This is a genomic window from Aliiruegeria sabulilitoris, assembly GCF_001558155.1.
Taxonomy (GTDB): domain Bacteria; phylum Pseudomonadota; class Alphaproteobacteria; order Rhodobacterales; family Rhodobacteraceae; genus Tropicimonas; species Tropicimonas sabulilitoris.
The window spans coordinates 44692-68791 of the sequence record NZ_LOAS01000021.1; the positions used below are offsets into that span (position 1 = coordinate 44692).

Annotated in this window: 18 protein-coding genes and 1 tRNA gene; 10 read left to right on the plus strand and 9 right to left on the minus strand. The window is 63.5% G+C overall.

Annotation, left to right across the window (positions count from 1 at the left end):
• Positions 1-19: 19 nt before the first annotated feature.
• Positions 20-1612 (minus strand): ABC transporter substrate-binding protein, encoded by a 1593-nt coding sequence (locus tag AX756_RS16720; protein ID WP_068314136.1) that lies wholly within the window; start codon positions 1610-1612, stop codon positions 20-22.
• Positions 1613-1749: 137 nt separating this feature from the next.
• Positions 1750-2691, minus strand: a complete 942-nt coding sequence (locus tag AX756_RS16725) for a GlxA family transcriptional regulator (RefSeq protein WP_068314139.1) — start codon at positions 2689-2691, stop codon at positions 1750-1752.
• A gap of 74 nt (positions 2692-2765) precedes the next feature.
• Here AX756_RS16725 and bcoG point away from each other — a divergent pair, with 74 nt between their 5' ends.
• The 4 genes from bcoG (at position 2766) to AX756_RS16745 (ending at position 5607) form a co-directional block, all read left to right on the plus strand.
• Positions 2766-3677 (plus strand): 3-dehydrocarnitine:acetyl-CoA trimethylamine transferase BcoG, encoded by a 912-nt coding sequence (bcoG, locus tag AX756_RS16730; RefSeq protein WP_068314142.1) that lies wholly within the window; start codon positions 2766-2768, stop codon positions 3675-3677.
• Between the two features lie 25 nt (positions 3678-3702).
• Positions 3703-4023, plus strand: a complete 321-nt coding sequence (locus tag AX756_RS16735; protein WP_068314145.1) for a hypothetical protein — start codon at positions 3703-3705, stop codon at positions 4021-4023.
• A gap of 8 nt (positions 4024-4031) precedes the next feature.
• A complete protein-coding gene (locus AX756_RS16740) occupies positions 4032-5444 on the plus strand; it encodes a carnitine 3-dehydrogenase (RefSeq protein WP_068314148.1) in 1413 nt (470 codons plus the stop codon).
• An 88-nt stretch (positions 5445-5532) separates the two neighbouring features.
• Positions 5533-5607 (plus strand) — tRNA-Glu (locus tag AX756_RS16745).
• Between the two features lie 39 nt (positions 5608-5646).
• On the opposite strand, the gene AX756_RS16750 is transcribed toward AX756_RS16745, so the two are convergent.
• From AX756_RS16750 to AX756_RS16775, 7 genes are all read right to left on the minus strand, one after another.
• Positions 5647-6801 (minus strand): tyrosine-type recombinase/integrase, encoded by a 1155-nt coding sequence (locus AX756_RS16750; protein WP_068314151.1) that lies wholly within the window; start codon positions 6799-6801, stop codon positions 5647-5649.
• A gap of 4 nt (positions 6802-6805) precedes the next feature.
• Entirely contained in the window at positions 6806-7006 is a 201-nt protein-coding gene (locus AX756_RS16755) for a hypothetical protein (protein ID WP_068314154.1), read from the minus strand.
• Between the two features lie 292 nt (positions 7007-7298).
• Positions 7299-7544, minus strand: a complete 246-nt coding sequence (locus tag AX756_RS16760; protein ID WP_068314157.1) for a hypothetical protein — start codon at positions 7542-7544, stop codon at positions 7299-7301.
• A 36-nt stretch (positions 7545-7580) separates the two neighbouring features.
• The gene (locus AX756_RS25695) at positions 7581-7724 is read right to left on the minus strand and encodes a hypothetical protein (RefSeq protein WP_156461536.1); all 144 of its coding nucleotides are present in this window, start codon (positions 7722-7724) and stop codon (positions 7581-7583) included.
• Positions 7724-8278, minus strand: a complete 555-nt coding sequence (locus AX756_RS16765) for a hypothetical protein (RefSeq protein WP_082739157.1) — start codon at positions 8276-8278, stop codon at positions 7724-7726. The genes AX756_RS25695 and AX756_RS16765 overlap by 1 nt, the downstream gene beginning before the upstream one ends.
• A gap of 1038 nt (positions 8279-9316) precedes the next feature.
• Positions 9317-14095, minus strand: a complete 4779-nt coding sequence (locus tag AX756_RS16770) for an autotransporter outer membrane beta-barrel domain-containing protein (protein WP_197431088.1) — start codon at positions 14093-14095, stop codon at positions 9317-9319.
• Between the two features lie 252 nt (positions 14096-14347).
• Entirely contained in the window at positions 14348-15514 is a 1167-nt protein-coding gene (locus AX756_RS16775) for a TIGR03032 family protein (RefSeq protein ID WP_068314166.1), read from the minus strand.
• 938 nt (positions 15515-16452) lie between these two features.
• Between AX756_RS16775 and AX756_RS16785 the strand changes: the two genes are divergently transcribed.
• From AX756_RS16785 to AX756_RS16810, 6 genes are all read left to right on the plus strand, one after another.
• Positions 16453-17559, plus strand: a complete 1107-nt coding sequence (locus tag AX756_RS16785; RefSeq protein ID WP_068314172.1) for a plasmid recombination protein — start codon at positions 16453-16455, stop codon at positions 17557-17559.
• A gap of 287 nt (positions 17560-17846) precedes the next feature.
• Positions 17847-18224 carry a hypothetical protein gene (locus tag AX756_RS16790; RefSeq protein ID WP_068314175.1) on the plus strand — a complete coding sequence of 126 codons (378 nt, stop codon included), beginning with the start codon at positions 17847-17849 and terminating at the stop codon, positions 18222-18224.
• A gap of 219 nt (positions 18225-18443) precedes the next feature.
• Positions 18444-19625, plus strand: a complete 1182-nt coding sequence (locus AX756_RS16795; protein WP_068314178.1) for an MFS transporter — start codon at positions 18444-18446, stop codon at positions 19623-19625.
• Positions 19626-20228: 603 nt separating this feature from the next.
• Positions 20229-21338, plus strand: a complete 1110-nt coding sequence (locus AX756_RS16800) for a M24 family metallopeptidase (RefSeq protein WP_068314181.1) — start codon at positions 20229-20231, stop codon at positions 21336-21338.
• Between the two features lie 124 nt (positions 21339-21462).
• Entirely contained in the window at positions 21463-22920 is a 1458-nt protein-coding gene (locus AX756_RS16805; protein WP_068314184.1) for an amidase, read from the plus strand.
• 79 nt (positions 22921-22999) lie between these two features.
• The gene (locus AX756_RS16810) at positions 23000-24097 is read left to right on the plus strand and encodes an ABC transporter ATP-binding protein (RefSeq protein WP_170307780.1); all 1098 of its coding nucleotides are present in this window, start codon (positions 23000-23002) and stop codon (positions 24095-24097) included.
• Positions 24098-24100 lie beyond the last annotated feature (3 nt).

The window sequence follows — 24100 nt, forward strand, 5'->3', positions numbered from 1 at the left end:
CCCGGTCCTGTTGAGTGGATTACTCAGAGAGATCCACGCCATAGAAGATGTGCCCGCCCAGCGGGTGCACCTTGTAACCCTCGACTTCCGGACGCACCGGCATGAAGACGGTCGAGTGGGCAATGGTGGCCCACGGCGCTTCGCGCTTGAACACAACCTGGGCTTCTTCGTAGAGCTTGGTACGCTCAGCCATGTCGGAAGTGATCTTCGCCTTCTGGATCAGCGCGTCGAACTCTTCGTTGCACCACTGGGCGCGGTTCGATTTGCCGACGCCGTCACAGCCAAGCAGAACGGCCAGGAAGTTGTCCGGATCGCCATTGTCGCCGGTCCAGCCAAGCAGGACGGCACCATCGCGGTCCAGTTCCTTCGAACGCGACAGGTACTCGCCCCATTCGTAGGAGACCACCTCGACATCCACGCCGATCTTGGAGAAATCCTCCTGCATCAGCTCGGCCATGCGGCGGGCGTTCGGGTTGTAGGGACGTTGCACCGGCATCGCCCAGATCTTCATCGACAGATCGGTTACACCTTCGGCTTCCAGAGCGGCCTTGGCAGCTTCCGGATCGTAGGAATCGTCTTCGATGGCCTCGTTATAGGACCAGATGGTCGGCGGGATCGGGTTCTTGGCGACCACACCGGCGCCCTGGAAGACCACGTCGATGATGGCGTTCTTGTCGATCGCCATGTTCAGCGCCTTGCGGACCTTCGGGTTGTCGAAGGGCGCCACTTGCGCGTTGTAGGCGAGGTAGCCCACGTTCAGGCCTTCCTGCTGGAGCAGGTTGATGTCTTCATCCGCGCCCATGGCCTCAAGGTCGGCCGGGTTCGGATAGGGCATCACGTGGCATTCACCGGCCTTCATCTTCTGGTAGCGCACCGAGGCGTCCGGCGTGATGGCGAAGACGAGGTTTTCCAGCGGCGAGGCCTCTTTCCAGTAGTCCGCGTTCGCCGCGTAGCGGATCACGGCATCCTTCTGGTAGGCAACGAAGGTGAACGGACCGGTGCCGATCGGCGCCTGGTTGAGCTGCTCGGGGGTGCCGGCCGCCAGCATCGCGTCGCCATATTCGGCCGACAGGATCGAGGCGAAATCCATCGCGAGGTTCGCAACCATCGGGGCTTCCGGACGGTTCAGAACGAATTTCACGGTGTAGTCGTCAACCTTGACGATCTCCTTGAGCAGATCGGGCATGGACATGCCGCCGAAATACTCCCAGGTGCCGCCGGAGACCTGATTGTAGGGGTTGTCTGCTTTCCACTGGCGCTCGAACGAGAAGATCACGTCATCGGCGTTGAAGTCACGCGTCGGCGTGAAGGCGTCGTTGGAGTGGAACTTCACGCCCTTGCGCAGGTTGAAGGTGTATTCCAGCCCATCCTCGGAGGCTTCCCAGCTCTCGGCCAGCCCCGGGACCACGTTGGTCGTGCCGGTTTCGAACTCGACGAGGCGGTTGTAGATCGGGTGCGAAGACGCATCGAAGGTGGTGCCGGACGTGTAGAGCGCCGGATCAAAACCTTCGGGCGAGCCCTCGGAGCAGTAGACGAGCGTCTTTGCCGAGGCAGCGCCGGCGATCACGGTGGCGCCAAGAAGCGCCGCGGTGACGGTCCGCGAAATGTTCATGAAAACTCTCCCAAGTTGGTATTGCCCGCATCGCAGGCAGGTGGCGCGGATTTGACTACCAAACCGCTTGGGATGCAATGGCCCGTCAACGCCCTGCCCAAGAAACCGGCAGTACATTTTGACGCCCCTTTACCGTGTCAGGGCCTTAAGTCCCTCGGGGAGCACCTGAATTCCCGCCGGAAGGCGCGTGAGAAGGCGCTGGAATCCGTATATCCACACCGAAGCGCCACTTCGGATGTGCGCATGCGCCCCTCCTGCAGCAGCCTTCGCGCCACGTTCAGCCGCAACCGGGCATAGACCTTGCGCGGCGTCGCCCCGAGCCGGCGCGAGAATCGTTGCTCCAGTTCCCGCTGCGGACAACCGGCCGCGCTGGCAAGCGCGGCGATCGGCAGGGGCTCCTCGATATGCGCCTCCATTTCCGCAAGCGCCCGGGCGACATAACGATCGCTCTGCGAGGGGATGTCGAAACGCGGCGCCTCGGCATCGGAATGCATGAAGAGCGAGGCAAGTTCGAGCGAGAGCGCCGCCCCGTGCGTTTCGGCAAGATGATCCACAATCAATTCGTAAGCCGCCATCGCGCCCCCTGCCGACCAGAGATTGCGATCTTTCACCCAGCGGCGGCGGCGGGCGTGTACCTCCGGGAAATGCCGGGAAAAGGCGTCCAACTCGTCGAAATGGATCGTCGCCTCGTAGCCGTCGAGCAGGCCCGCCTCCGCCAAAAGCCAGCTTCCCATGTCCAGCCCGACCAAAGTAGAAAACCGTCGCGCCGCCCCGCGCAGCGCCCGGTTGCAGGCGGGCGTCGCCAGCGCCCGAGCGCCGTAGCTCGGCAACAGGAACAACATGTCGCCGCCCGGCGCGCGCGACAGCGCGTAATCGGGTGTCACGGTGAACCCCGAGGAGGAGCTGACCGGTGCCCCGTCCAGCGTCAGCACGTCCCACCGATAAATCCGCCGCCCCAAAAGCTCGTTGGCCGCGCGCAGCGGTTCGACCATGTTGGACAGGCAATGCATCGAGAACCGCTCGAAGAGCAGCACCCCGACTTGCCAGCTTTTCTGTGAGGGCTTGATCCAATCCGGCATGATTCCAGATAATCGGGCACAAACGCGCCGGTCAATCCGTCTAGCTTTTCCCGAAACCCTCAGGAGGATCTCCCATGCCCCTCGAAATGAACCGCGAGGTTTTCATCACCTGCGCCGTGACCGGATCGGGCGGAACGCAGGATCGCTCCCCGCATGTGCCGCGCTCGCCTGAAGAGATCGCCCAATCTGCCATCGCGGCCGCGAGGGCCGGCGCGGCGATTGTCCACTGCCACGTCCGCGACCCCGAAACCGGCGCCCCGGCACGCGACAAGGCGTTCTACCGCGAGGTGACGGAGCGGATTCGTGACTCGGAGGTCGACGTGGTTCTGAACCTGACCGCCGGCATGGGCGGCGACCTCGTCTTCGGCCGTCCCGACGCCCCCCTGCCCTTGCAGCCCGGCACCGACATGATCCCGGCGGAGGAACGCGTGGCACATATCGCCGAATGCCGGCCCGAGATCTGCACGCTCGATTGCGGCACGATGAATTTCGCCGAAGCCGATTACGTGATGACCAACACCCCCGGCATGCTGCGCGCGATGGGGTCGATGATGACCGAGCTGGGCGTGAAGCCCGAGATCGAAGCGTTCGACACCGGTCACCTGTGGCTGGCCAAGGCGCTGGTGCAGGAAGGCGTGCTCGCCTCCCCTGCCCTCGTGCAGCTCTGCATGGGCGTGCCCTGGGGCGCACCGGATGACCTCAACACCTTCCTAGCCATGGTCAACAATGTGCCAAAGGACTGGACCTGGTCCGCCTTCTCGCTCGGCCGGCACCAGATGCCGTATGTCGCCGCATCCGTGCTGGCGGGCGGCAACGTTCGCGTCGGGCTTGAGGACAATCTCTGGCTTGGCAAGGGTGTTCTGGCGACCAATGCCCAGCTCGTGGAACGTGCCCGCGGGATCATCGAGGGGATGGGCGCACAGGTTGTCGGCCCCGAGGCCGTGCGGCAACGGCTCGGCTTGGAAAAGCGTGCCCCGCTCGCCTAGGCTCGCGCCCGAAGGGAGCCATGACATGACACGTTATTTCCTTGTGGGCCTTGCCTTTTTCGCGCTCGCCTCCTGCCAGAGCGACGAGGCACAACGGAAGATTGACGATGCCGAGGCGGCGGAATGCGCCGCACAAGGCGGCAACTGGGGCGTGGCAGGGGCGTTCAATCCGAACCCCATCTGCACGCTGCCGACCCCCGACGCGGGCAAGGTATGCAATGCGGAAACGGATTGCACCGGCATGTGCATGGCCGACTCGCGGACATGTTCCACGCACAGCCCGATCTTCGGCTGCCACGTCTTTCTCGATGATGAGGGCCGCGAATTCGAAATGTGTATCGACTGAGGATTTCCATGAAAAAGACGGCAGCGATCATTGGCGGCGGGGTTATCGGCGGCGGTTGGGCCGCACGTTTCCTGCTTAACGGCTGGGACGTGAGGCTCTTCGATCCCGACCCACAATCGGAGCGCAAGATCGGCGCGGTGCTGGCCAATGCCCGCCGCGCGCTGCCCATGCTCTATGACCGCGCGCTGCCCCCCGAAGGTCAACTCACGAAGGTCGACACCATCACCCAGGCCATCGACGGTGCCGACTGGGTGCAGGAGAGCGTGCCGGAGCGGCTCTTTCTCAAGCAGATGGTGCTGGAGGAGATCGAGGCCACCGCGCCTGAGGACCTGCTGATCGGGTCTTCAACCTCGGGCTTCAAGCCGTCGGAGCTGCGAGAGGGCCGCGCGCATCCCGAGCGCATTTTCGTCGCCCATCCCTTCAACCCGGTCTACCTGCTGCCGCTGGTCGAGTTAGTGGGCGCCCCGGAAGCGGCAAGCGACATCCTGCGCGCCATCGGCATGTATCCCCTGACGGTGCGCGCCGAGATCGACGCCCATATCGCCGACCGGCTGCTCGAAGCCGTCTGGCGCGAGAGCCTCTGGCTGGTCAAGGACGGCATCGCCACCACCGAGGAGATCGACAACGCGATCCGCTACGGCTTCGGTCTCCGCTGGGCGCAGATGGGGCTGTTCGAAACCTACCGCATTGCCGGCGGCGAGGCGGGGATGAAGCATTTCATGGCCCAGTTCGGCCCGGCGCTGGAATGGCCCTGGACCAAGCTCATGGATGTGCCCGAATTCACCGACGAGTTGGTCGATCTGATCGCCGGGCAATCCGACGCGCAATCCGGCCATCTCTCCATTCGCGAATTGGAACGCCTGCGCGACGACAATCTGGTCGCCATGATGCGCGCGCTCAAGGCCCGCGGCGCGGCAGCGGGCGCGCTGATCTCTGAGCACGAGGCCACCCTGCCCGCCCCCGCGCAGGCGGACGGGCCGCTCACCACCGTCGACCGGATCGTGCCTATCGACTGGACCGACTATAATGGCCACATGAACGAGAGCCGCTTCGGACAGGCCTTTTCGGATGCCGCCGATGCAATGATGACGGCCATCGGGGCGGATGCCGCCTATGTGGCCACCGGGTTGAGCTATTTCACCGTCGATATCCGCATTCGTTTCCTCAATGAGGCAAAGGCCGGGGAGCGTATCGTCGTCCGCAGCCAGATCCTCGACGGCTCCGGCAAGAAGCTGCGCCTGTTCCACCGGATGTTCAACGCCGCCGGCGAAGAAATGGCCACAGCCGAGCAATTGCTGATCCATGTGAGCCTGCAGACGCGCCGCGCCTGCGAGCCCGCCGAGGCGGTCCGAAACCGCCTTGACAGCATGGCTGCAGCGCACCGGAATCTAAGGCAGCCCGGGCCAGAGGAAGGCCTCTGAAAACATTCGCCTTGTCTTGTGCCGATCACGTGCAAATCCGGGTTGCAATGCCGCGAATCCTTGGCTAGTAAGACCGCCACGCCGGTACGGTCCGTTCGTCTATCGGTTAGGACGCCAGGTTTTCAACCTGGAAAGAGGGGTTCGATTCCCCTACGGACTGCCACTTTCTCCCTGAAAGCCTTACAATATTGGTGGTTTCGCCCTATTGTGTCCCACGCTTTTGGGCCCGTGGGACACCTTCGGTGTTGGCGCGCTTCTTTGCGGCCTCGGCGGCGAGCTTACGGCGGTCGGTTTTTTCCGTGTAGCGCTGAGTGGTTTTCGTCTCGGCATGGGCCAGGACCGCGCCAATTTCGTAGACCGAGGCACCCGCTTCCGCCATCATCTCGGCGACGCCCTTGCGGATGCCGTGCTGCGACCGGGTCGCCTTCTTCACGGTCTCGCCCTCGGCGTTCTCCGCCTCGATGCAGAGACCGGCCTGGATGATCCACTGGCGAACCCGATTGCCGAGCGCAGCCGTGGAAGCGAAGGGTTCGCCATGCGTTGTCCGCAGGTAGGTTTCGTCCGGTTCGTGAAAGGCGAGTTCGTTCGCCAGAATGTCATGCATCGGGATTGAGACGAACTTCGAGCCCTTCTTCTGCGGCTGCCATTCCAGGAACCGCACGCCGTTGATCACCCGCTCGTTGCCCGGCCCGAGGATACGCGAGTCGCCGATCCGGTTGGCCAGGGCGTGGGAGAGGCAGAACCAGAGCCGCGCCATGGTGCCGGGGCCATGCCGCTTCAGGAACATCGCGATGTCCGCCGGTGTCCAGGAAACCGCTCCCCCGCCCTCTTCATGGTTGGCAGAGACCCCGAAGACAGGGCTGTTCTTCGGATAGCCGCGCTTGGCGCCCCATGTGTAGGCAGCGCGCAGGGCCTTCAGGCAGGTCTGCGCCGCCGCGGTGCGGGTCTCGAAACTGTCGACGATGCGGATGAAAGCTTCTTCGGGCAGGTCCGCGGTAACGGACCCCATGCGCTTGCCTTTCGGCGTCAGGCAGTCGCAAGCCTGGTTCAGCCCCGTCCTGCGGCTGCTGAGCGTGCCGGTCGAGAGCTTGCCGCCCTGCACCTGGATCTCCATCCAGGCCAGGTAATCGTCGCGGAGCGCGTCCAGGGTCCCCTTGATGACCCTCTTCTCGGGCGCGGCTTCCAGCTTCCGACCTTCCCGGGCGGCATCGTAATGGGCGTCGAACGCGGCATGGTCCGGCGTAACGGCCAGCGTGATCCGCCGGGTCTTCTCGCCTTCCACGCGCACACGCCATCGCGTCGCACCCGTCGGCGTTTCTTCCTTGCACAGACCGGGATAAGGCTTCGACAGTTCCATGGGATTACTCGTATGCGGGAGGTTGTTCTTCCACGACCGTCTGGGCCGCGACACTCACCGGCGCGGTCAGCACAGGCGTGGAGATCTGAACGACGAATCCACCATCGGCATCGATCTGGATCGACTGCGCGACGATGCCATGTTCCGCCATGGCGGACAGGACATTCGAGACGGCGGCTTGGGATGGGCGGGCGGCTGGCATCATGGACCTCTTCTTCAGGAGGTCAGGAGATGCGTTCGACCTTCTGGAAACGGTGAGATTTTGTTTCGTTTGAATTCATAGACTTGCAGGGCTGCACAAAGTTTTTTTCGAGCACGGGCTGCTGTCTGCCCCTGATCTCGACGACAGCTGGAGTTGAGGAATGGCGGCGCGCCGGCATCGGAGCAGCAAACGCGGAGATTTGGTCGCCGGCGCGCCTTCGTCGGGTGATCCAGTCCCGACGCGGGGCGTTCTGCCCCTCAAGGAGACGGCGCCCGAAGGCGCCGCCGCAAGACCGCTACGCGTCTTCGAGCATGTTCATCGTGATCTGCACTGCATCGACGGCATCGAGCACCACCGCAATCGCGTCGTGCAACTGCCGCAGAATGCCGGAGCTGTTCAGCAAGACCTTGGCACGGTCGTCATGACTGACGGTTTCGTAGCCGCCGTTGTTGTCATTCTCGTCGTGTTGCCAGCCGTGTTCGGTTCCTTTCTCGGCCTCGCGCTCCAGTAAGGCGATTAGGGTGTCGAGTTCCTGCACCATGTCCTCGTCGAAAATCTGGCCGAAGCCGAGACGCTTTCAGATGTGGGTCACCATGCTCCGCTGAGAATGCTGGAGATGCACCAGGGTCGACCCCGGCAGCATGTTGCGGGCAGCGCGGCGCAAGGCAAGCGCGTGTTCAACACGCTCTACGAGTTGATTGTTTTCCATATCCATCATCATCACGAGGCCTCCTTGTTGCGGGTGATACGGCGGGGGTGCCGGTGTTCCACGACGAAGGGGCGCGGCGCACGGGAACGGCCCCGGCCGTTTCTGCGAGAGGCGCGCCGATCGGCGGCCATGTCGCGCTCGGCGTGAATGCGCGCACGGACCTCGTTCATCCGATCGAACGCGGCTCCATCCAGGTGACCAAGCATGGGTGTCCCGGCCGGCCCGCCGGCAACGAATCCCGCGCTATCCAACGGGACGAGCAGCCGGCGTGCGCCGACGAACCGCGTTGGTCTGTGCAGCCCCGCCGGCCGAAGTGCTTTCGGCGCTCGGACGCGGATCTCGTAGCCGGCATTGGCGCGGGTCGGCGATGTCGTGCCATAGGCCAGGAGCGCGTAGGTCGTGCCGGCGATGGTTTCGACATCTAGGACGAGGCAGGGGCGCACCTTGGGCGTTGCCGTTCCGTCTTCCTCGGACACCGGGAAGCGATAGGAAACGACATCACCGACAGCAAGCAGTTCCTGCCAGTTCAGCGTTCCGGTTTCGGGTGAAGCAGTTGTATCGAGCATAGTGTGCTCCTCTTGAGACATCGCCACGCCTCCCGATCCGGCTCTCCCTGCCTCTCTCCGCGGGGACCGCATCATCGTGCGCGACACAAGGCGCGCGCACGATGATGTCGGCCTCCCGCCTGCTCCCTTTCGGGTTCATGGAAATCCGTTCTTGGTCTGGGAAAGCCTTGGTTGGTTCAGGAAACCCTGCGCTACCGGTGCTCGCCGAGCGGGAAGAGGCTCGGAGAAGGGTGCGGAACGCCGTCTCCGGGCGCAAAGGGTCCCGGGAATGTGCAGAACGGCTCCCGGGTCCGTCGGAAGACGCCTGGACGGGGTTCCAAGGGGGCGAGCCTGGCGAAGAGTTGCCCCCTGGTCGCGCTGAAGGCGGCCCGAGGAGTGCAGAGACAGGCGGCGAGCGGTCTTTGCCCGGGGAGTCCAGAGGGGAGGCGTGCTCTCTGGTCCGGCTGAAGGCCCCTGGCGGGTGTGGGAGGATGGAACGCCTCCCGCGCGGCGCGCAAGCGGCGCTCGGGGTCCAAGGGTGTCCCCTGGCGAACGAACAGCCCGTGCATCAAGGCGCGAAGCGGCGACTGCGCGGGCTGTTTAGTGAGTAGAAGGGGGGAGCAATCCACAGTTCCGATCCCGCCGCTCGAAGGAGCCGCGGCGAACGGCTGCGAAGAGCCTTTATTGACCAACTCAGCGGCCGGCACGAACGCCTCGAACGCCGGCACTGTGGACCTTCACGGCATTCGCTTTACTCTCGCTCCTTCTCACCGAATTACCCTGCGACCGTTGAGAGCGACAATCGTGAGAGCTTTCACTGCCTTCGGATCCGGCGGGCATTTTCACTTTGCGCAACAATCACCAAGAGATCTCCGCGCGCGCGCAGTGCCATTGCTCAGGCCAAAACGCTTCGTCTGACAAGCGCCTTTGAATTGGCCGTGTTCTGTTTTCCGGTACGCACCATGGCTGGCCTACCCCGGCCATCGGGAAAGTCGTTCGGTACAGACGGGGCAAGGGGCTGCCTGGAAGAGCAGCCCCGGCGATCAAGTCTTCTCGCGCCTAGAATCGGAAAGCGAACCCGACCTGGCCGCTGAGGCCGGAGGCGGTCCCGTCGCTCAAGGCTTCCGTAGCCGTGACTTCGGCGAAGACGGTCCCCATGCCGTCATCCCAGGTCAGCGAACCGCCAAGACCGATCTCGCCCGTCCATTCCGGCACATCAGACAGCAGGTCGAAGCCGTCGACATCCACGCCCGACTCGGTGAAGGATTCATGGACGACATTGGCCAGTCCGTAGAAGGACGCCTCGCGCGTATTCGACAATTGCCATTCGCGCTCGGCCGCCAGTCCGATGCGGGTGGCGAAGCTGCTGGCGTCCCCGGGATCCACCTTCTCGCCGGATGGTCCGTCGAAGCTTTCGAAATCGACATCGGTATGCGAGAACTGGACCTGCGGGATCAGGTCCCAGCCGCGCACATCCTCGAACCGCTTGCCGAATTCGAGGGAGAAGGTGTGGCCGGAGCCCTTCACGCCCGAGGCAACCGTTCCGAAGCCCGCGGCCGACAGGTCGCTCTCGAACCGGTGCAGGATGGCTTGACCATCGACATAGAACCCGTTGAGGCCGAGCCATGTCAGCATCACCGAAACCCCGTACGAATCCGTGTTGTTCGAGGCCGAGCCCGCATCCGACTTGGCGTCCAGCGAGACCCCACCCTTGTGCAGGGCGATGCCGCCAAACAGGTCGCCCGACTCGTGGCTGGCCAGGAGCGTATCCACACCGAACTGGAGCTTCCAGCTATCGACATCGTATTTCGTGTTGGTCGACGAGTTGGCCGGGCGGAACTCCTCCCAGCTTCCGTCGAGCAGCATCCAGACGCCAGTCTTGCCGTCGGCGGGATCGGCCCCGAACTGCCACGGACGGTTGGTCGACTGGCTCGGGACATCATTTCCGCCAAGCAGGAACTGACGCCGGTGATAGCGATCCCTGAGCGTCCCCGGTTCGGCAAGGGTCAAACCTGCGACGTGCAGGGATTCATAGGCGGTCGCGCTGGTGCTGTAACCGGTGATGGCCAGCACGTAATCCCAATTGCCACTCGAGGAACTGCTCGGATCGAAGGCGACCACGTCCAGCTGGAACGGCCCCTCGACGACCGCCCCCCCCGCCAGAGTGAAGCTGTCGCTGGCCGCCGTGCCACCCTGCACCTGTGCAAAGAGCAGGCCCTCGTTATTCTCGGTCGTCTCGTTGGCGTTGATATCCGTGGATGCGAGGCCCGATCCGGTATTGTTGACCGTCACCGCAGTTGTGCCACTTGCGTTGCCCGCAATCACGATCTGGTCGGTATAGGCCGCGTCGCCCTCAAGGCTGTTATCGGTGCCGCCGCCCGAGGAAAGATCGGCGTCGATCACCAGATCGGAAGCCGCCTCGTAATCGCCGCTCACGGTGAGGCGCGTACCGACCGTGCCATTGGCCGTCGAAAGGTCGATCGTGCCCTGGTTGAGCACATCTCCCTCGATGGTCATGCTGTCGAGGAACTGCGCCGTGGAGCCGGTCTCGATGGCAAAAAGCAACCCGTCCACGCCATCCGGTGTGGTGAACGTGTCGGAGGTGGCCGGGTCAAAGACCATGTTGGTGCCATTGACGAGGCTGATCTGCTCGAAATTCAGGATCGAGGCGTCGAGTTGCCCCGTCCAGCCGTCGAAAACCAGCATATCCGACGCCGTGCTCTCGTCAAAAGTCGGCTCGGTAGTCTCCTCCATCTCGGGGCTGCTGTCGTCCTCGGTAACCCCTTCAACCACTTCGGGTAAAAAACCTTCCCAGTTCTCCAGCCCGTACCCGTCCAGAACGGTGCCCGCCGCGACGGTCGAGCCGTCATCGCCGTCGCCGGTAATGCGCAATGTATCGGAGCCGAAGCCCATCGCGACCTTTCCGTCAACCGAGCCAAGAACGTTCAACTCGGAATTCGGCTCGTTCTCGGCGAGGTCGACAAAGGCGTAGAGGCCGTTCAGGGAGCCGGTCGAGGTGACCGTGAAGCTGCCGCCTTGGGCGTTGTAACCAATGTTATCATATTGGGCATAGCCGTTGGTGATTGCTGCGATTCCGCCGGTGACGGCCCCGGACACGCTAACGGCCAGATCACCGGTGCCGGAATGCGATGTCAGGATCCCGACATATACTCTCCCTGTAACATCGCCGGTGGTCACTGTCATATCGCCGGTATATTGACCGCCAAGAGCGAGTATCCCGGCCGCACCTCCTTCAATAGCACCACTGGTCGCGATTGAGATATCACCCTCACCACCATGCATAGCTTCGATACCTACACTGCCGCCAGAGACCGAGGATGCCGTTATGTCCACATCTGTGGAACCGCCGGCAATCTGCGCTAAAATGCCTACACCGCCGCCACTCACATGGTCCGTTGCCGTGATCGTCACGGCTCCCTCGACAGCATTGTCTACCGAGATGTCGGTTTCCGCGAGCGCGTCGCCTTGTGTTGCGACCTCCTGCTGATCGCTTTCCTCATGCCGTACTTCGATCCCTTGATCACCACCGGAAACGGTGCCAGTGGTCGTGACCGTGACAACGCCGGAACCGTAGCTGTTGACATCGATACCGTCGCCATCTCCGACAACCTCGCCGGTCGTCGTGATCGTGGCCGCGCCGCTTCCGCGATGATTGACTTGGATGCCGTCTTCTCCCCCGGTGACCGAAGCCGCCGAGATCGTCAGATCCGTCCCCGAGCTACCGTTGTCGACGTTGATCCCGTCTTCGTCCAGCCCGACCACATCGCCGGTCGTCGTTATCGAAATCGCGCCGCTGCCGAAATGATCGACTTCGATGCCATCCGATTCCCCGGTCACCGAGGTGGCCGAGATCGTCAGGTCAGAGGTCGAAGCGTCGCCGTAGACGTCAATCCCGTTGTGGCTGGTGCCGGTTACGTCGCCGGTTGTCGTGATCGATATGGCGCCGCTGCCATAGTGGCGGGCGATGATCCCAGTTTCGCCGGTGACGGAGGCTGTCGAGATCGTCAGACCGGTGGAGTTGTCACCCGTCTGGGCGATGATCCCGTCATCGCGGACACCATTGACCGTTCCAGTCATCGTGATCGAGAGCTCGCCGCTGCCGTTATGGTTCGCGTAGATACCAGTAGTTCCTCCGGTGACAGAGGCTGCCGAGATCGTCATGTCCGTGGCCGCCGGCCCGGTATAGGCATCGATCCCGATATCTGCCCCGGTCACGTCGCCGGTCGCCGTGATCGTCAGCGAACCGCTGGCGGTGCTATAGGAGGCCGCGCCGGTTGCCTGGGCCATTCCGCCATAATAATAGATCCCATAGCCAGAGCCGGTATGCCGCGCCTCGATCCCGTCATCACCGCCGGACACGGGTCCGCTCGTCGCGATCACCGTGGCGCCCGATCCCGAATTCTCGACATGAATGCCGTCGTCAGCCGTACCGCTGACTTGCCCAGTTGTCGTAACTGAAAGCGCGCCGCTGCCGTGGTGGATCGCGTAGATACCAGTATCGCCACCGGTGACATTGGCTGCCGAGATCGTCATGTCCGTAGCGGCAGGCCCAGTATAGGCCTCAATCCCGTTATCTGCCCCGGTCACGTCACCGGTCGCCGTGATCGTCAGCGAACCGCTGGCAGTGCTGTAGGACGCCGCCTGCGTGGCCCGGGCCATTCCGCCGTAGTAATCGATCCCATAGCCAGAGCCGGTATGCCGCGCCTCGATCCCGTCATCACCGCCCGAAACCGGGCCGGATGTCGTGATCTCCGTTGCGCCAGATCCCAAATTCTCGACGCGAATTCCGTCGACATTGGTGCCGGACACGTTTCCGGTTGTCGTAATCGACATGTCACCGCTGCCGACGTGTCGCGCATTGACACCGCTATAGTAGCCGGTCACGTCTCCATTCGCGGTCACCGAGAGTGCGCCGCTATTGTAGTGGCGGGCGTCTATTCCGTCGCCATACCGTCCGCCCGATACGTCTCCGCTCGCCGTGATCTCGAGCGTTCCGACGCCATAGTGCTTCGCGAAAATCCCTTCGTTGTTTTCGCCGGTTACCGTCCCCGTCGTCGCGATCGACAGGTCGCCATCGCCGGCATGCACGCCAACGACCCCGATGGTGTTGCCGGTCGTGTTGCCGTTCGCGGTGATCGCAAGCGCCCCGCTGCCTTGATGGAACGCCCAGATGCCGAATTCCCTTGTCCCCGAAACATCTGCTGTGGACGTGACCGTCAGCGCGCCGTTGCCCTGGTTCAGGGCCTCGATCCCGCTCCCGTTCTGGCCCAGCACGGTTCCGTTTGTCGTGACAGACAGGCCATTCGTGCCGGCAAGACCGGTCGCCTGGATGCCATCTCCATTGAAGCCCGAGACGTCTCCGACCGTCGTTACCTCAAGTGCGCCGCCCCCGAGTGCGCCCGGTGCATTCACGGCGGTAATACCATTGTCGCCACTCTCGATGATCCCATCGCCCGATTGCGTGAAGCTCAGGCCACCATAGCCGTTGAGATCGACGCCGGTGCCGCCGAAGGGATCGTAAACCCAGAAATCGGTGCTCGTCGTCACGGTGAGCGGGCTTCCCGAAAGGGTGACACTGCCATTGTTCCCGGAGCAATAGAATGTATCCGGCCCAACGGTGCAGGCGGCCTCGGCGGAGGTTGTGATCGTTACGGCGGGCAATGCGACTGCAAGGGAGATCGCAGCGGGCGAGACTGTTGCAAGGAAGCGACCCAGCATTGGCGAGCAGCTCGCCACCCGGCCTTTCCATTTCGTCATCCGGCCACCGCGCAAGGTTTTGCAGGACGACCCGTAGATCGCTTGAACTCCGTTCGACATGACTGCCCCCAAACCTGGAGCCAAATTACAGGTTCGGAAAATACCTTTTGGCCCCTTCACTTTCGCATCAAATGCCTCCGGAATGGGCATCGCGCAGCCCGAACCACAGATTTTCTTCAGATTATGATAAAAATGTGGAGGAGCGGCCGCGCTGTCAACACGGCCATTTACTAATTCCTAATGGTTAGAAAAAATGTCACACCAAAAATACATCAATTTGCATTTTGCGATTCCTGGCGCGCATTGCCCCGGTCAGAGCGGCGTTCCGGTCGAGGATGATTGCGGCGAAGGCGGGTGTCGGGACGGCGTGTCCCAGGTGACGAACTGCGCGACCTCGGGTGAGTCGGGCGAGATCGCCATGGGCAGGGCGAAGCCGGGGATCGTCGTGACGTCGTAAAGCTCGGCCACATCGCCGTCGATCCGGAACCAGTCGACGCAAGCGCCGCGTGAAAGGTCGATGATCTGCACGCCGCACCAGGGTTCGCTATCGGCCTCCCGCAGTCGGCGGTCGAGATCGAGACCTTCGAAGCGCTTGTAACGCGGTTTCGACAAGCCGATGAAGGCGTAGCCACCGGCAAAGGACAGCCCGCGCAGGAACCCGGGGCAGAAGGCGAGGGGGACAAAGCGTCCGGGGACGCTGTCCTGCCCCGTGGCGGCGTCGAGTCCTTCGACATAACCGAACTCGCCGGTGCCTGCATTGAGCAGCCAGAGCCGACCGTTATACCAGCGCGGCGAATGCGGCATGGAGAGGCCTTCGCAGACGACGCGTCCGGTCTCGACCTCGATCACGACACCACCGCTGTCGCGCCGGTCCCGCCACCCGTCAATCGTGTTGGAGCGTGAGACCGCGGTGACATAGGCCGCCTGTCCGTCGCGCATGGCCAGCCCGTTGAGGTGGCAGCGGTCCTCGTCGACGATGGTGTCGATGAAGGGCGGTTGCCAGACCGGCTCGAAACTGTGTTTCAGCGAGGGCCGGGCAAGGCAATTGAAGCGGGTATTGACGAAGATCGGCTCTCCTTTGGCGTCGATGCCAATATCATGAGCGTCCAGCGCACCGGTCATGTGGATACGGCGGGGCACAAAGCACGCGTCGAATGTATTGTTGATGCGCTCGTGCGACAGCAGAGCGTTTTCAAACCGCATGATTTGCGCTGCTCCGGCGACGGTCAGCCGTCCTTCGCCTTCGTAGACAAGGCCCATTGGCTTTGGCAGCCCGGTTTGGTGCAGGTGCAGCCCGCCGGTGGGAGCGCGACCGAGATGATAGAGCAGGCCGGATTGGTAGGAGCTGATGGCGATGGAACAATCGAGCGCTGCCAGCCGGCTCAACAGTCCCGCTGACTGGCTGTATTCGACATTGATCGCAGCAGGCTTTCCATCCGTCTGTTCAGTTCCACCCTGGTGCTGCGGCGCGGTATCCATAACAGGCTCTCTCGTCTTGGTTCTCTGGGCTGCTTTCCTGGAAACAAACCGTTGACGAGCGAAGCCTGTCAATGGGGGCGGCTGACGCATACCCAAACGAGACCGTCCTGGACCCATGGGAATAGTGCCAGGAACGGTTGCACCGCGAAATAGCGCGAAAACTTCAGTAGGACGGACAGGATCATGTGGACAAGGGTTGCGCACCAGCCCGCCGCGCACGATACGCACGCCCACTTCCTCGCAGGTCTGGCGAATAGCTTCGCGGATGCGCCCTCGCATCGCGCCGTAAGCCCTCTTTGGCCATTGTTCGTGCGCCAGAGGATGTGGATCAGTAATGAAATCTCCCGTGCGCGGATCATGAGTGGTGCATGATCCTCTCGAAAGGCGCAGAAGCGGACAGGTAGGACGCCTGCTGTGTGCTTCCGTTTCGTGGCAAAATCAATTGATCCACGAATTGCGCCGATCAAGGCGAAAGCTCGCACGGCATCAGTTCACGGCCCTCCTCCTAGGATTCGGCCTAGGTGATGACTTTGGATCTGCCAGTCTGCTCCAATTGCGGGATTCACGCCGGCACGAACGGCAGTATTGCGCAAAATACAGGCTTGGCGCTGCGGACCATATCTCGCGAACAGCTGACAAGTCCGCATTGTAGGCTTTCCCGCGAGTTGGGACGAAGGCCCGGTTCCCATCGACCTACGAGCTATTGGAGCGCCCGGTCCGAGTCTGATTTCGCGCTTCAAGGCGGGATCACGCTTCGCTGGCCTCGTTCTGCGTTCCATCGAGTGATCGCACCCGAGGCGATTTCAATCCGTTCCCCTTCGCTATTCACGGTGTCGCGCGGAGCTTCAGCGATTAACCCTCATTTTTTCTGGCGCGCTGCGTTTCCGCCCCCACCCACCTGAACCGACCTCCCGACCTCCACGACAGGAGGACAGAAGATGCCGGATCAAGAGCGCCAATACCTGATCGTCATGCGGATGCAGGGGTTGTGGCCAACGAAACTTGGCGGTTTCGAAAGCCATCGCCTGCGCAAGGGCGGCGATCTTGGCCATGTCGATCGCTCGCGGTCGCGCCTGAACCGGCGCCTTCTGGGCAGCGCGACATGGGCACAGGAGGCGCTCGGCGAGATTCGGGAGATGCGGGCGGAGAACTTTGCCATGGAACTCGAGAAGCTCCGGGATCGGCGCAGGACCTCGGAGCTGGAACGGCGCCTTGCCGAGGGGCCGCGGGATCCGTGGCGGGCAACACGGCATGGGCCGCTCCGCGAGGTCATCCTGACGGTCAAGCGGGAATGGTTCGACGCCGATCTCACCGAGTTCTTCGGGGAGGGAGGCCCCACGCGGGAGGAACAGTTCGAGGAATTGGCGAAGGCCTGGCTGTTGAAGCATTTCGGCGCGGATTGCGTGCATGCGCGGGCGGATCTCGACGAAGAAGCATACCATATCCACGCGGTTATCCTGCCCAGGGCGACCACCAAGGATGGACGGCGGATGCTTCAGCCCTCCGTTCACCCGATGATCCGCAGCTACGAGAAGGCGCAGGACGATGTCGGCGCCTGGTTCGCCGAGATCGGCTTGAAGCGTGGCGAGAAGCGCAAGCAGGCGATCCGGGATGCGCTTGAGCACAACAAGAAGGTCCGGAAAGCGCAGCAAGCCGGAGAGAAGGCCCCCGGAGAGCTTGTCGAAGTGCCAAAGCATCGCCGGCATGTCAGCCCGCGGAAGTGGCGGGAGGAGCAGGACCGCAAGCTGGCCGACCGAGACATCAGCTCACGAAACGGGAAACCGCAATTGTCGCCCGGGAGGCCGACGCTGACGCCAAGTCGGCGGATGCCGAGGCTGTCTTGGAAACCGCCGCCGACATTGCGGACGGACGGATCGATCCCGAGGCGTTGGCACTGCCCTCCAACGGTGCCTGCCCCGACACCGGCGAGGCTACGGCGACGGCGCATCTTCCGGTTCGGATATTCGGCCGGGCCCTTGAAGTGCTGCGACAGAAGGCACGCCAGGACGCCCGGGCCGAACTCTCGGAAGCCTTCCAGCAGATAACGGCCGCGGATGACGCGATCGTAGAGATCGCCAGGGCATTGCCCCTCTCGGCAAGGCAGAAAATCGCGAACATGCGGACATCCCTGTCCCGTCCGATCATCGCGCTATCGCGCAAGGCGCAGAGCTGGTTCGGCCCCGAATCCGGAAATCACCGGCGGGAGTAAAAAAATCCGGAAATCCGTTTCCCGCCCTCGGGCAACGGATCGATCTACTGGGAAGCCAAGCAGGTCAAGCCCGAGGGTCCGGCCGGTGGCTACCACCTGAACCCGTATCAAGAGGAGCATTACATGCCCAAGAAACGCCGCCCCGCCATCGACATGAACAACCTCACCGAGCGCGAGAAACGCGCCCACGACCGCGTCCTCCAGCTCGGCGGCGGTCTGGCGATCAGTCAGCACGAGCGGCACGAGAAAATCCTCGACGCCGTCCGAGACTCCTTCGACGATGCCGTCGCCGAATGCGAGGACCCGGCGCTCATCCGGGAGATCTTCTCGCTCTTCGGGCAAACCGCCTCGCTGAGCAATGCCAAGACCATCGCGACCCATCCTGACTGCCCCGCGGATGTGCGGGCGGAAATCGCAGCGCGCGTCGAAGAGAATAATCGGCGGCTGGCAACTGCGCGCAAGGCACGGGAAGCAAAGCGGAACGGGGCTTCCGCGCAGTAACGGCGCACCGATCAACAACCGATACAGTTCAAGTGGCGCGAACGCAGGTTCGCGCCACTTCTTTTCGGATCTCCAGATCACCACCAGCATCAACGGCACCTGCGGTTCCCGTCGCCCCCGGGAGACAGGTCGCAGCGGGGATCGCACGGCGCATCCAGATCTTGCGCCCGTCCGAGATTGGGCCTTTCCATCCGTCCTGAAATGCCCCACAGGTCCGGAATGCCGTCCGAACGCACATCCTGGATCCTTGTCCTCGCGCTCTGGGCGGCCGGCCTTGGCGCGGCCGCACAGTTCGCCAAGATTTCCGTCCCCTTCGCCTTTCTGCAACAGGCCTATCCGGAGGCCGGGCTGGGGCTGGGGTTCCTCGTCTCGTTGCTGAGCTTTCTGGGCATCCTGTTCGGTCTCCTTGCCGGCCTCATCCTCCCCCGCTTCGGGTTCCGCAGAATGTTGATCCCTGCCCTTGCCCTCGGCGCGGTAGTCTCGCTTGGGCAGTCAGTTCTGCCGCCGTTGCCGGTCATGCTGCTCAGCCGCGTGATCGAGGGAGCGTCGCATTTGGTAATCGTTGTGGCTGCGCCGACGCTGATCGCCCGGGTGGCATCCTCTCGGGACCGGGGCGTCGCCATGGTCCTATGGAGCACCTTCTTCGGTGTCTCCTTCGCGATTGTGGCCTGGCTGGGCCTGCCGCTGGTCCGGACATTCGGGCTTCAAAGCCTGTTCCTGACCCATGCCGCCGTCATGGCGGGTATCGCGGTGCTGCTGGCCTGGCGGCTTCCCGGAGAGCCCGACCGCGTCGCGCCGCCTCCGCTGGGCGGCGTTCGGGGAATCCTTCGCAAACACACTACGGTCTATGCCTCGCCCCATCAGGCCGCACCTGCGCTGGCCTGGCTGTTCTACACGCTCACCTTCGTGTCGCTCCTGACCGTCCTGCCCGGCCAGATCGCCGAGCCCCACCGGGCAATGGCGGCCGGCGCAATGCCCATCGCTTCGCTCGTGACCTCCATGACCCTCGGTGTCCTGCTCCTGCGGTGGGTGTCGGCTGTGACCCTTGTCATGACCGGCTTCGCCCTCTCGGCCGGCGTGAGCCTGATGATGGCGTGGTCCCCCGGTAGCCCCTGGCTTGCCATCGCGCTTTTCGGCACGCTCGGGTTGGTGCAGGGCGCCGGGTTCGCCTCGATTCCGGAGTTGAATCCCGGCATGGCGGAACAAGCGAATGCCAACGGGGCGGTGGCGCAGATGGGCAACCTCGGCAACACGCTCGGCACCCCGATCCTGCTCGCCGCCCTCGGCGCTTTCGGCTTCAACGGTCTCGTGGGCTTTGCGCTCACCTGTTTCGCTGGAGGGTTCATCGTCCATCTGTGGATGAAGGGGCGCCGAGGACGGTCCGATTGGCGGCTCGGCTGAGATTGCAGTCCCCCGGAAATCCGGGAGAAGATCTTCGGCGTGCGCTGCCCGCTTGATGGCCGGACCGCTTGGGACACCGGCGCTCCAACCCATTGATCTCTTTGGGGCGTATCCGACACTCCGTGGGACACCTCGAGCCATGTTTTATTGGCGTTTCGGCGCCCCTTGGGGATCCCCTACGGACTGCCATCACACCGCGCGCGCTCCCATTGAAGGAGAGAATTTCTCAGGGTGCCGGGCCTTGCCCACCAATAAAACCACCAAAGAAGACGGTCTAGGTTGGCTGACCAGAAGAGTTTCTGCTGCTCGGTGATGCACCCCGGGAATCGGCTTGAATCTGAACGCGCTCACCATGATCGCAACTGCCGTATTCGGCATCACCTTCCTTGATGTCCACGCCTCTCGGATCGGCCAAGGGAATGCGCCTTGGTCTGGCCCAGACCGAAACGAAGCTGAGCCGCGCTGCCCCGTCCAAGGCGCGGCCCGAAGCGTTCGAGCACACAAGGTGCCGCTTCAATCTGGCCTATTGCGCTTGCGACAAACGCCTCGAACCTTGTCCTGCCGTTGTTGAGACGACAATGCCAGAGGAAGGGAGTGTCCGGGATGACGTCTGCAATCATGGTCGGCCATCAGTTGGAGCAATCCCGTTGCCGTCAGCGACAGGACGCGCTGCGCGAAAGCCTGCGGTCTGCCGGTTGCGCCGCCCTTCTCGTCGTGAACCGTGGCCAGGTGTGCCGGTTGTTCAACTACTGGGCCCGAAACGTCTTTCCGGCCCTTGGGCTGATCCAGGCCGACGGCCCCGCCGTTCTGTGCAGCATGGCCCCTGGCGATGGCGCGCCGTTTGCCGACGAGGTGCGCGAGTTCGAAGGCGCGCGCCTGTCGTCGCTGCGCCCTCAATTGCTGGACCTGGCGCTGGACCAACTCCAAGACTTGATACCTGACGGCTGCCGCCTTGGCGTCGAGGGCGACCTGCCGCTCGCCCTTTTGGGACGAGTGGAGCCTGTGGACATGCGCCTCGAACTCGACCGGTTGAGCCGCGCGAAGGATCCCGACGAGATTGCGCTGATCGCAGCGGGTGCGGCGGCCGGCGAGGCCGCCTTTGCCGCCATCGAGCCGCTTCTGGTAGACGGCACGCGCGAGATCGACCTGTTCGCGGCCTATCAGGCGGCGGCGGTGGCGGCGGCGGGGCAACCGATCGGAGAACTGGGAAACGACTTTCGGGGCTGCGCGATGGGCGGCCCGCCGCGCACCGTCCCCCTTCGCACGGGAGACCTTGTCCCGATCGATACCGGCGTCATGATCCGCGGCTACTATTCCGATCTCTGCCGCACTTATCCGGTCGGCGGGGTTTGGGCTCCGGCACAACGCGATGCTGCTCGTCGGGTCGCGGAGGCGCATGATCTCGCACTGTCCATGATCGCACCGGGGGTTTCCTGCCGCACAGTCTATGACGAGCTGTCACGCTTCCTCGACGGCTATCGCGGCTGGAGCTTCAAGACGCATCTGGGGCATGGCATCGGCTTGCGGCCCGTGGAAACGCCGCGCATCAATCCGCACTGGAACGACCGGTTCGAGGCAGGTGACGTTTTCACGCTCGAGCCGGGGCTCTACGATCCCGAGTTGCGCGCGGGCGTCCGTATCGAGAACGACTACGTTCTGTCCGACACGGGCATCCGGGCACTCTCCGATTCCTGTTCGGTCGTGCCAGCCTGATACCGACCGACCAGGCGGATGCCTGCAACCCGGGCGCCTGTTGGCAGGCCGCACATATGAGACTTCCCGACCGATCATCCCGCAGCTAGGGTTGGAACGGGACACTCGCCGGGAGACGTAAGAGATGACCGAATATGAGTCGCTGGACGCTACCGCGCTCGCAGCGCGTGTTGCAGACGGCGAGGTCAGCCCCGGCGAACTGCTTGATCTCGCCCTGGAACGGGTGGGTGCGGTCAACAGCGAGCTAAATGCCGTCGTCATGCTTGCCGAAGAGGTTGCGCGGCGAAAGATCACTGAGGGTTTGCCCGAAGGTCCGCTCAGGGGCGTGCCCTTCCTGCTCAAGGATCTCGGCGCCGAAGCGATCGACTATCCCACCAATAACGGCTCGCGGCTCTTCGCCAATATGCGTTACGCGCAGGATTCGGCGATCTATGCGCGGTTGGAAGCGATGGGGCTGGTGGTATTCGGCCGCACCACCTCGCCCGAAGGCGGCATTGGCCCGGCGACGGAAGCCGCTGTCTATGGCGGGCCGACCCGCAACCCCTGGGACCTCTCGCGCACGCCCGGCGGCTCCTCGGGCGGCTCTGCGGCGGCCGTGGCGGCGGGCATCGTGCCGGCGGCCCATGGGTCCGACGGCGGCGGCTCGGTCCGCATCCCGGCCTCCAATTGCGGCCTCTTCGGGCTCAAGGCGACGCGGGCGCGCCTGCCGGATGGACCTTATGTCGGCGAAGGTTGGGCGGGCATGGCTATCGACGGCTTCCTGACCCGCTCGGTCCGCGACACGGCGATCCTGCTCGACGGCTGTCAGGGGGCCGATCTCGGCGCGCCCTACCGTGCGCCGCCGCTGGAGGAGGGCTTCGTCGAGGCCATGGAACGCGCGCCCAAAGGTCTGCGCATCGCGCTGTGCGAGACCAGCTTCACTGGTGCCACGGTACATTCGGACTGCGTGGCGGCGGTCCACGATGCGGCAAAACTGCTGGAAGAAATGGGCCATCACGTCACCCCCGCCCTTCCGGCCGATGCGGATACCGCCGGCATGATGCGCGCCTGGACCGATATCGTCGCCTGCGGTGCCGCGCTTTCTGTCCGCCGCGCGGTGACGGCCCGCGGCCGGCCGCTGGAGCATGGTGAGATCGAACCGGTCATGCAAAGTGCCGTCGCCCATGCCGCCACGGTCAGCGGCGACCGCTACCTGGAATGCGTCAACATCGTCCATGCCTATGGCCGGGCGATGGAGGGCTTCATGTGCGGATACGACATCCTGCTATCGCCAACGATGGGCGAGCCGCCGGCGAAGATCGGCCGCTTCGGCCATCACCGCGCCGACTATGTCGATTACCGCACCGGCCCCGACGGCGTCTTCACCTATTCCCCGTTCACTGCGGCCTTCAACGCCACCGGCCAGCCCGCCGCGACCGTTCCGCTCCATTGGACGGCGGAGGGACTTCCCGTTGGTGTTCATCTCGCGGCGCGGTTCGGTGCGGACACATTGCTGCTTTCGCTTTGCGCGGAAATTGAACGCGCACGCCCCTGGTTTCATCGCCGACCGCCCATATCGAAGGCGCAAACGCCCATCTCTTAGGCAACGCCCAACCTCCCGTAACGGCGCCGATAATTTTATCAAAAGGCAGAGTTGCATCTGTCCAGCTTGTGGAAAGGATTTGATCATATTCATCGAACACCCGGAGGCACAGGTGCGGGACGTCGCAATCGAGGCAGTTTCACTTCGCAAGGTCTATGGCACGGACCAACATGCCGTCGTAGCGCTCGACGACGTATCGATCAGCATCAGGAAAGGCGAGTTCTTCACCCTTCTGGGTCCGTCGGGCTGCGGCAAGACCACGCTTCTGAAGATGATTGCCGGCTTCGAGACACCGAGCGAGGGCAATATCCTGCTCAACGGCCGTGACATCACCGAGCAGCCGCCAAACCGGCGCCCGGTGAACACGGTTTTCCAGAGCTATGCGCTGTTTCCCCATCTCACCGTGCGCCAGAATGTCGGCTTTGGGCTGAACATGCTGGGCCGGCCGGCAGCCGAGGTCGACGAGGTGGTGAACCGCGCGCTCGGGCTGGTGAAGCTCGAAGCAATGGCCGACCGCAAGCCGCAGCAGCTCTCGGGCGGCCAGCAGCAGCGCGTGGCCTTGGCGCGGGCGCTGGCGCCCTCGCCCGAAGTTCTGCTGCTCGACGAGCCGCTCTCGGCGCTGGACCTGAAACTGCGCAAGGAAATGCAGACAGAGCTCAAGCGGCTCCAGCTCGAACTTGGCATCACGTTCATCTTCGTTACCCATGACCAGGAAGAAGCGCTCACCATGTCCGACCGGATCGCGGTGATGAGCGCGGGCAACCTGCTCCAGGTCGGCACGCCGAAGGAGATCTACAACCACCCGGTGAACCGCTTCGTCGCGGATTTCATCGGCGAGACGAATTTCATTCCCGCACAGGTCGCGGGCACAACGGCAACCATCGGCGGCGACATCGCCTTGCCCGTTGATCCCGCCTCTCCCCAGGGCTCCCATACGCTCGCGGTGCGTCCCGAACATATCCGCATCGTCCCATCGGACGCGGAGGCGACGCTTCGGGCGCTCGTCACCGAGTCGGTCTATTTCGGCACCGACAGCCATGTCCGCCTGCGGCTGGCCAACGACATCGAACTCATGGCCCGCTTCCAGTCCGACGAAGCCGGCGGCGACGCGCCCCCCGTGGATACCGAGGTCGGGTTGATCTTCGCTCCCGGCGCGCTTCAGGTTCTCGAGGATTGAGCC

Excerpts from the sequence above, each read along its gene's own strand:
- AX756_RS16720 (WP_068314136.1), bottom strand. The coding sequence starts at position 1,612 with ATGAACATTTCGCGGACCGTCACCGCGGCGCTTCTTGGCGCCACCGTG.
- AX756_RS16725 (WP_068314139.1), bottom strand. The coding sequence starts at position 2,691 with ATGCCGGATTGGATCAAGCCCTCACAGAAAAGCTGGCAAGTCGGGGTG.
- bcoG (WP_068314142.1), top strand. The coding sequence starts at position 2,766 with ATGCCCCTCGAAATGAACCGCGAGGTTTTCATCACCTGCGCCGTGACC.
- AX756_RS16735 (WP_068314145.1), top strand. The coding sequence starts at position 3,703 with ATGACACGTTATTTCCTTGTGGGCCTTGCCTTTTTCGCGCTCGCCTCC.
- AX756_RS16740 (WP_068314148.1), top strand. The coding sequence starts at position 4,032 with ATGAAAAAGACGGCAGCGATCATTGGCGGCGGGGTTATCGGCGGCGGT.
- AX756_RS16750 (WP_068314151.1), bottom strand. The coding sequence starts at position 6,801 with ATGGAACTGTCGAAGCCTTATCCCGGTCTGTGCAAGGAAGAAACGCCG.
- AX756_RS16755 (WP_068314154.1), bottom strand. The coding sequence starts at position 7,006 with ATGATGCCAGCCGCCCGCCCATCCCAAGCCGCCGTCTCGAATGTCCTG.
- AX756_RS16760 (WP_068314157.1), bottom strand. The coding sequence starts at position 7,544 with ATGGTGCAGGAACTCGACACCCTAATCGCCTTACTGGAGCGCGAGGCC.
- AX756_RS25695 (WP_156461536.1), bottom strand. The coding sequence starts at position 7,724 with ATGATGATGGATATGGAAAACAATCAACTCGTAGAGCGTGTTGAACAC.
- AX756_RS16765 (WP_082739157.1), bottom strand. The coding sequence starts at position 8,278 with ATGCTCGATACAACTGCTTCACCCGAAACCGGAACGCTGAACTGGCAG.
- AX756_RS16770 (WP_197431088.1), bottom strand. The coding sequence starts at position 14,095 with ATGTCGAACGGAGTTCAAGCGATCTACGGGTCGTCCTGCAAAACCTTG.
- AX756_RS16775 (WP_068314166.1), bottom strand. The coding sequence starts at position 15,514 with ATGGATACCGCGCCGCAGCACCAGGGTGGAACTGAACAGACGGATGGA.
- AX756_RS16785 (WP_068314172.1), top strand. The coding sequence starts at position 16,453 with ATGCCGGATCAAGAGCGCCAATACCTGATCGTCATGCGGATGCAGGGG.
- AX756_RS16790 (WP_068314175.1), top strand. The coding sequence starts at position 17,847 with ATGCCCAAGAAACGCCGCCCCGCCATCGACATGAACAACCTCACCGAG.
- AX756_RS16795 (WP_068314178.1), top strand. The coding sequence starts at position 18,444 with ATGCCGTCCGAACGCACATCCTGGATCCTTGTCCTCGCGCTCTGGGCG.
- AX756_RS16800 (WP_068314181.1), top strand. The coding sequence starts at position 20,229 with ATGACGTCTGCAATCATGGTCGGCCATCAGTTGGAGCAATCCCGTTGC.
- AX756_RS16805 (WP_068314184.1), top strand. The coding sequence starts at position 21,463 with ATGACCGAATATGAGTCGCTGGACGCTACCGCGCTCGCAGCGCGTGTT.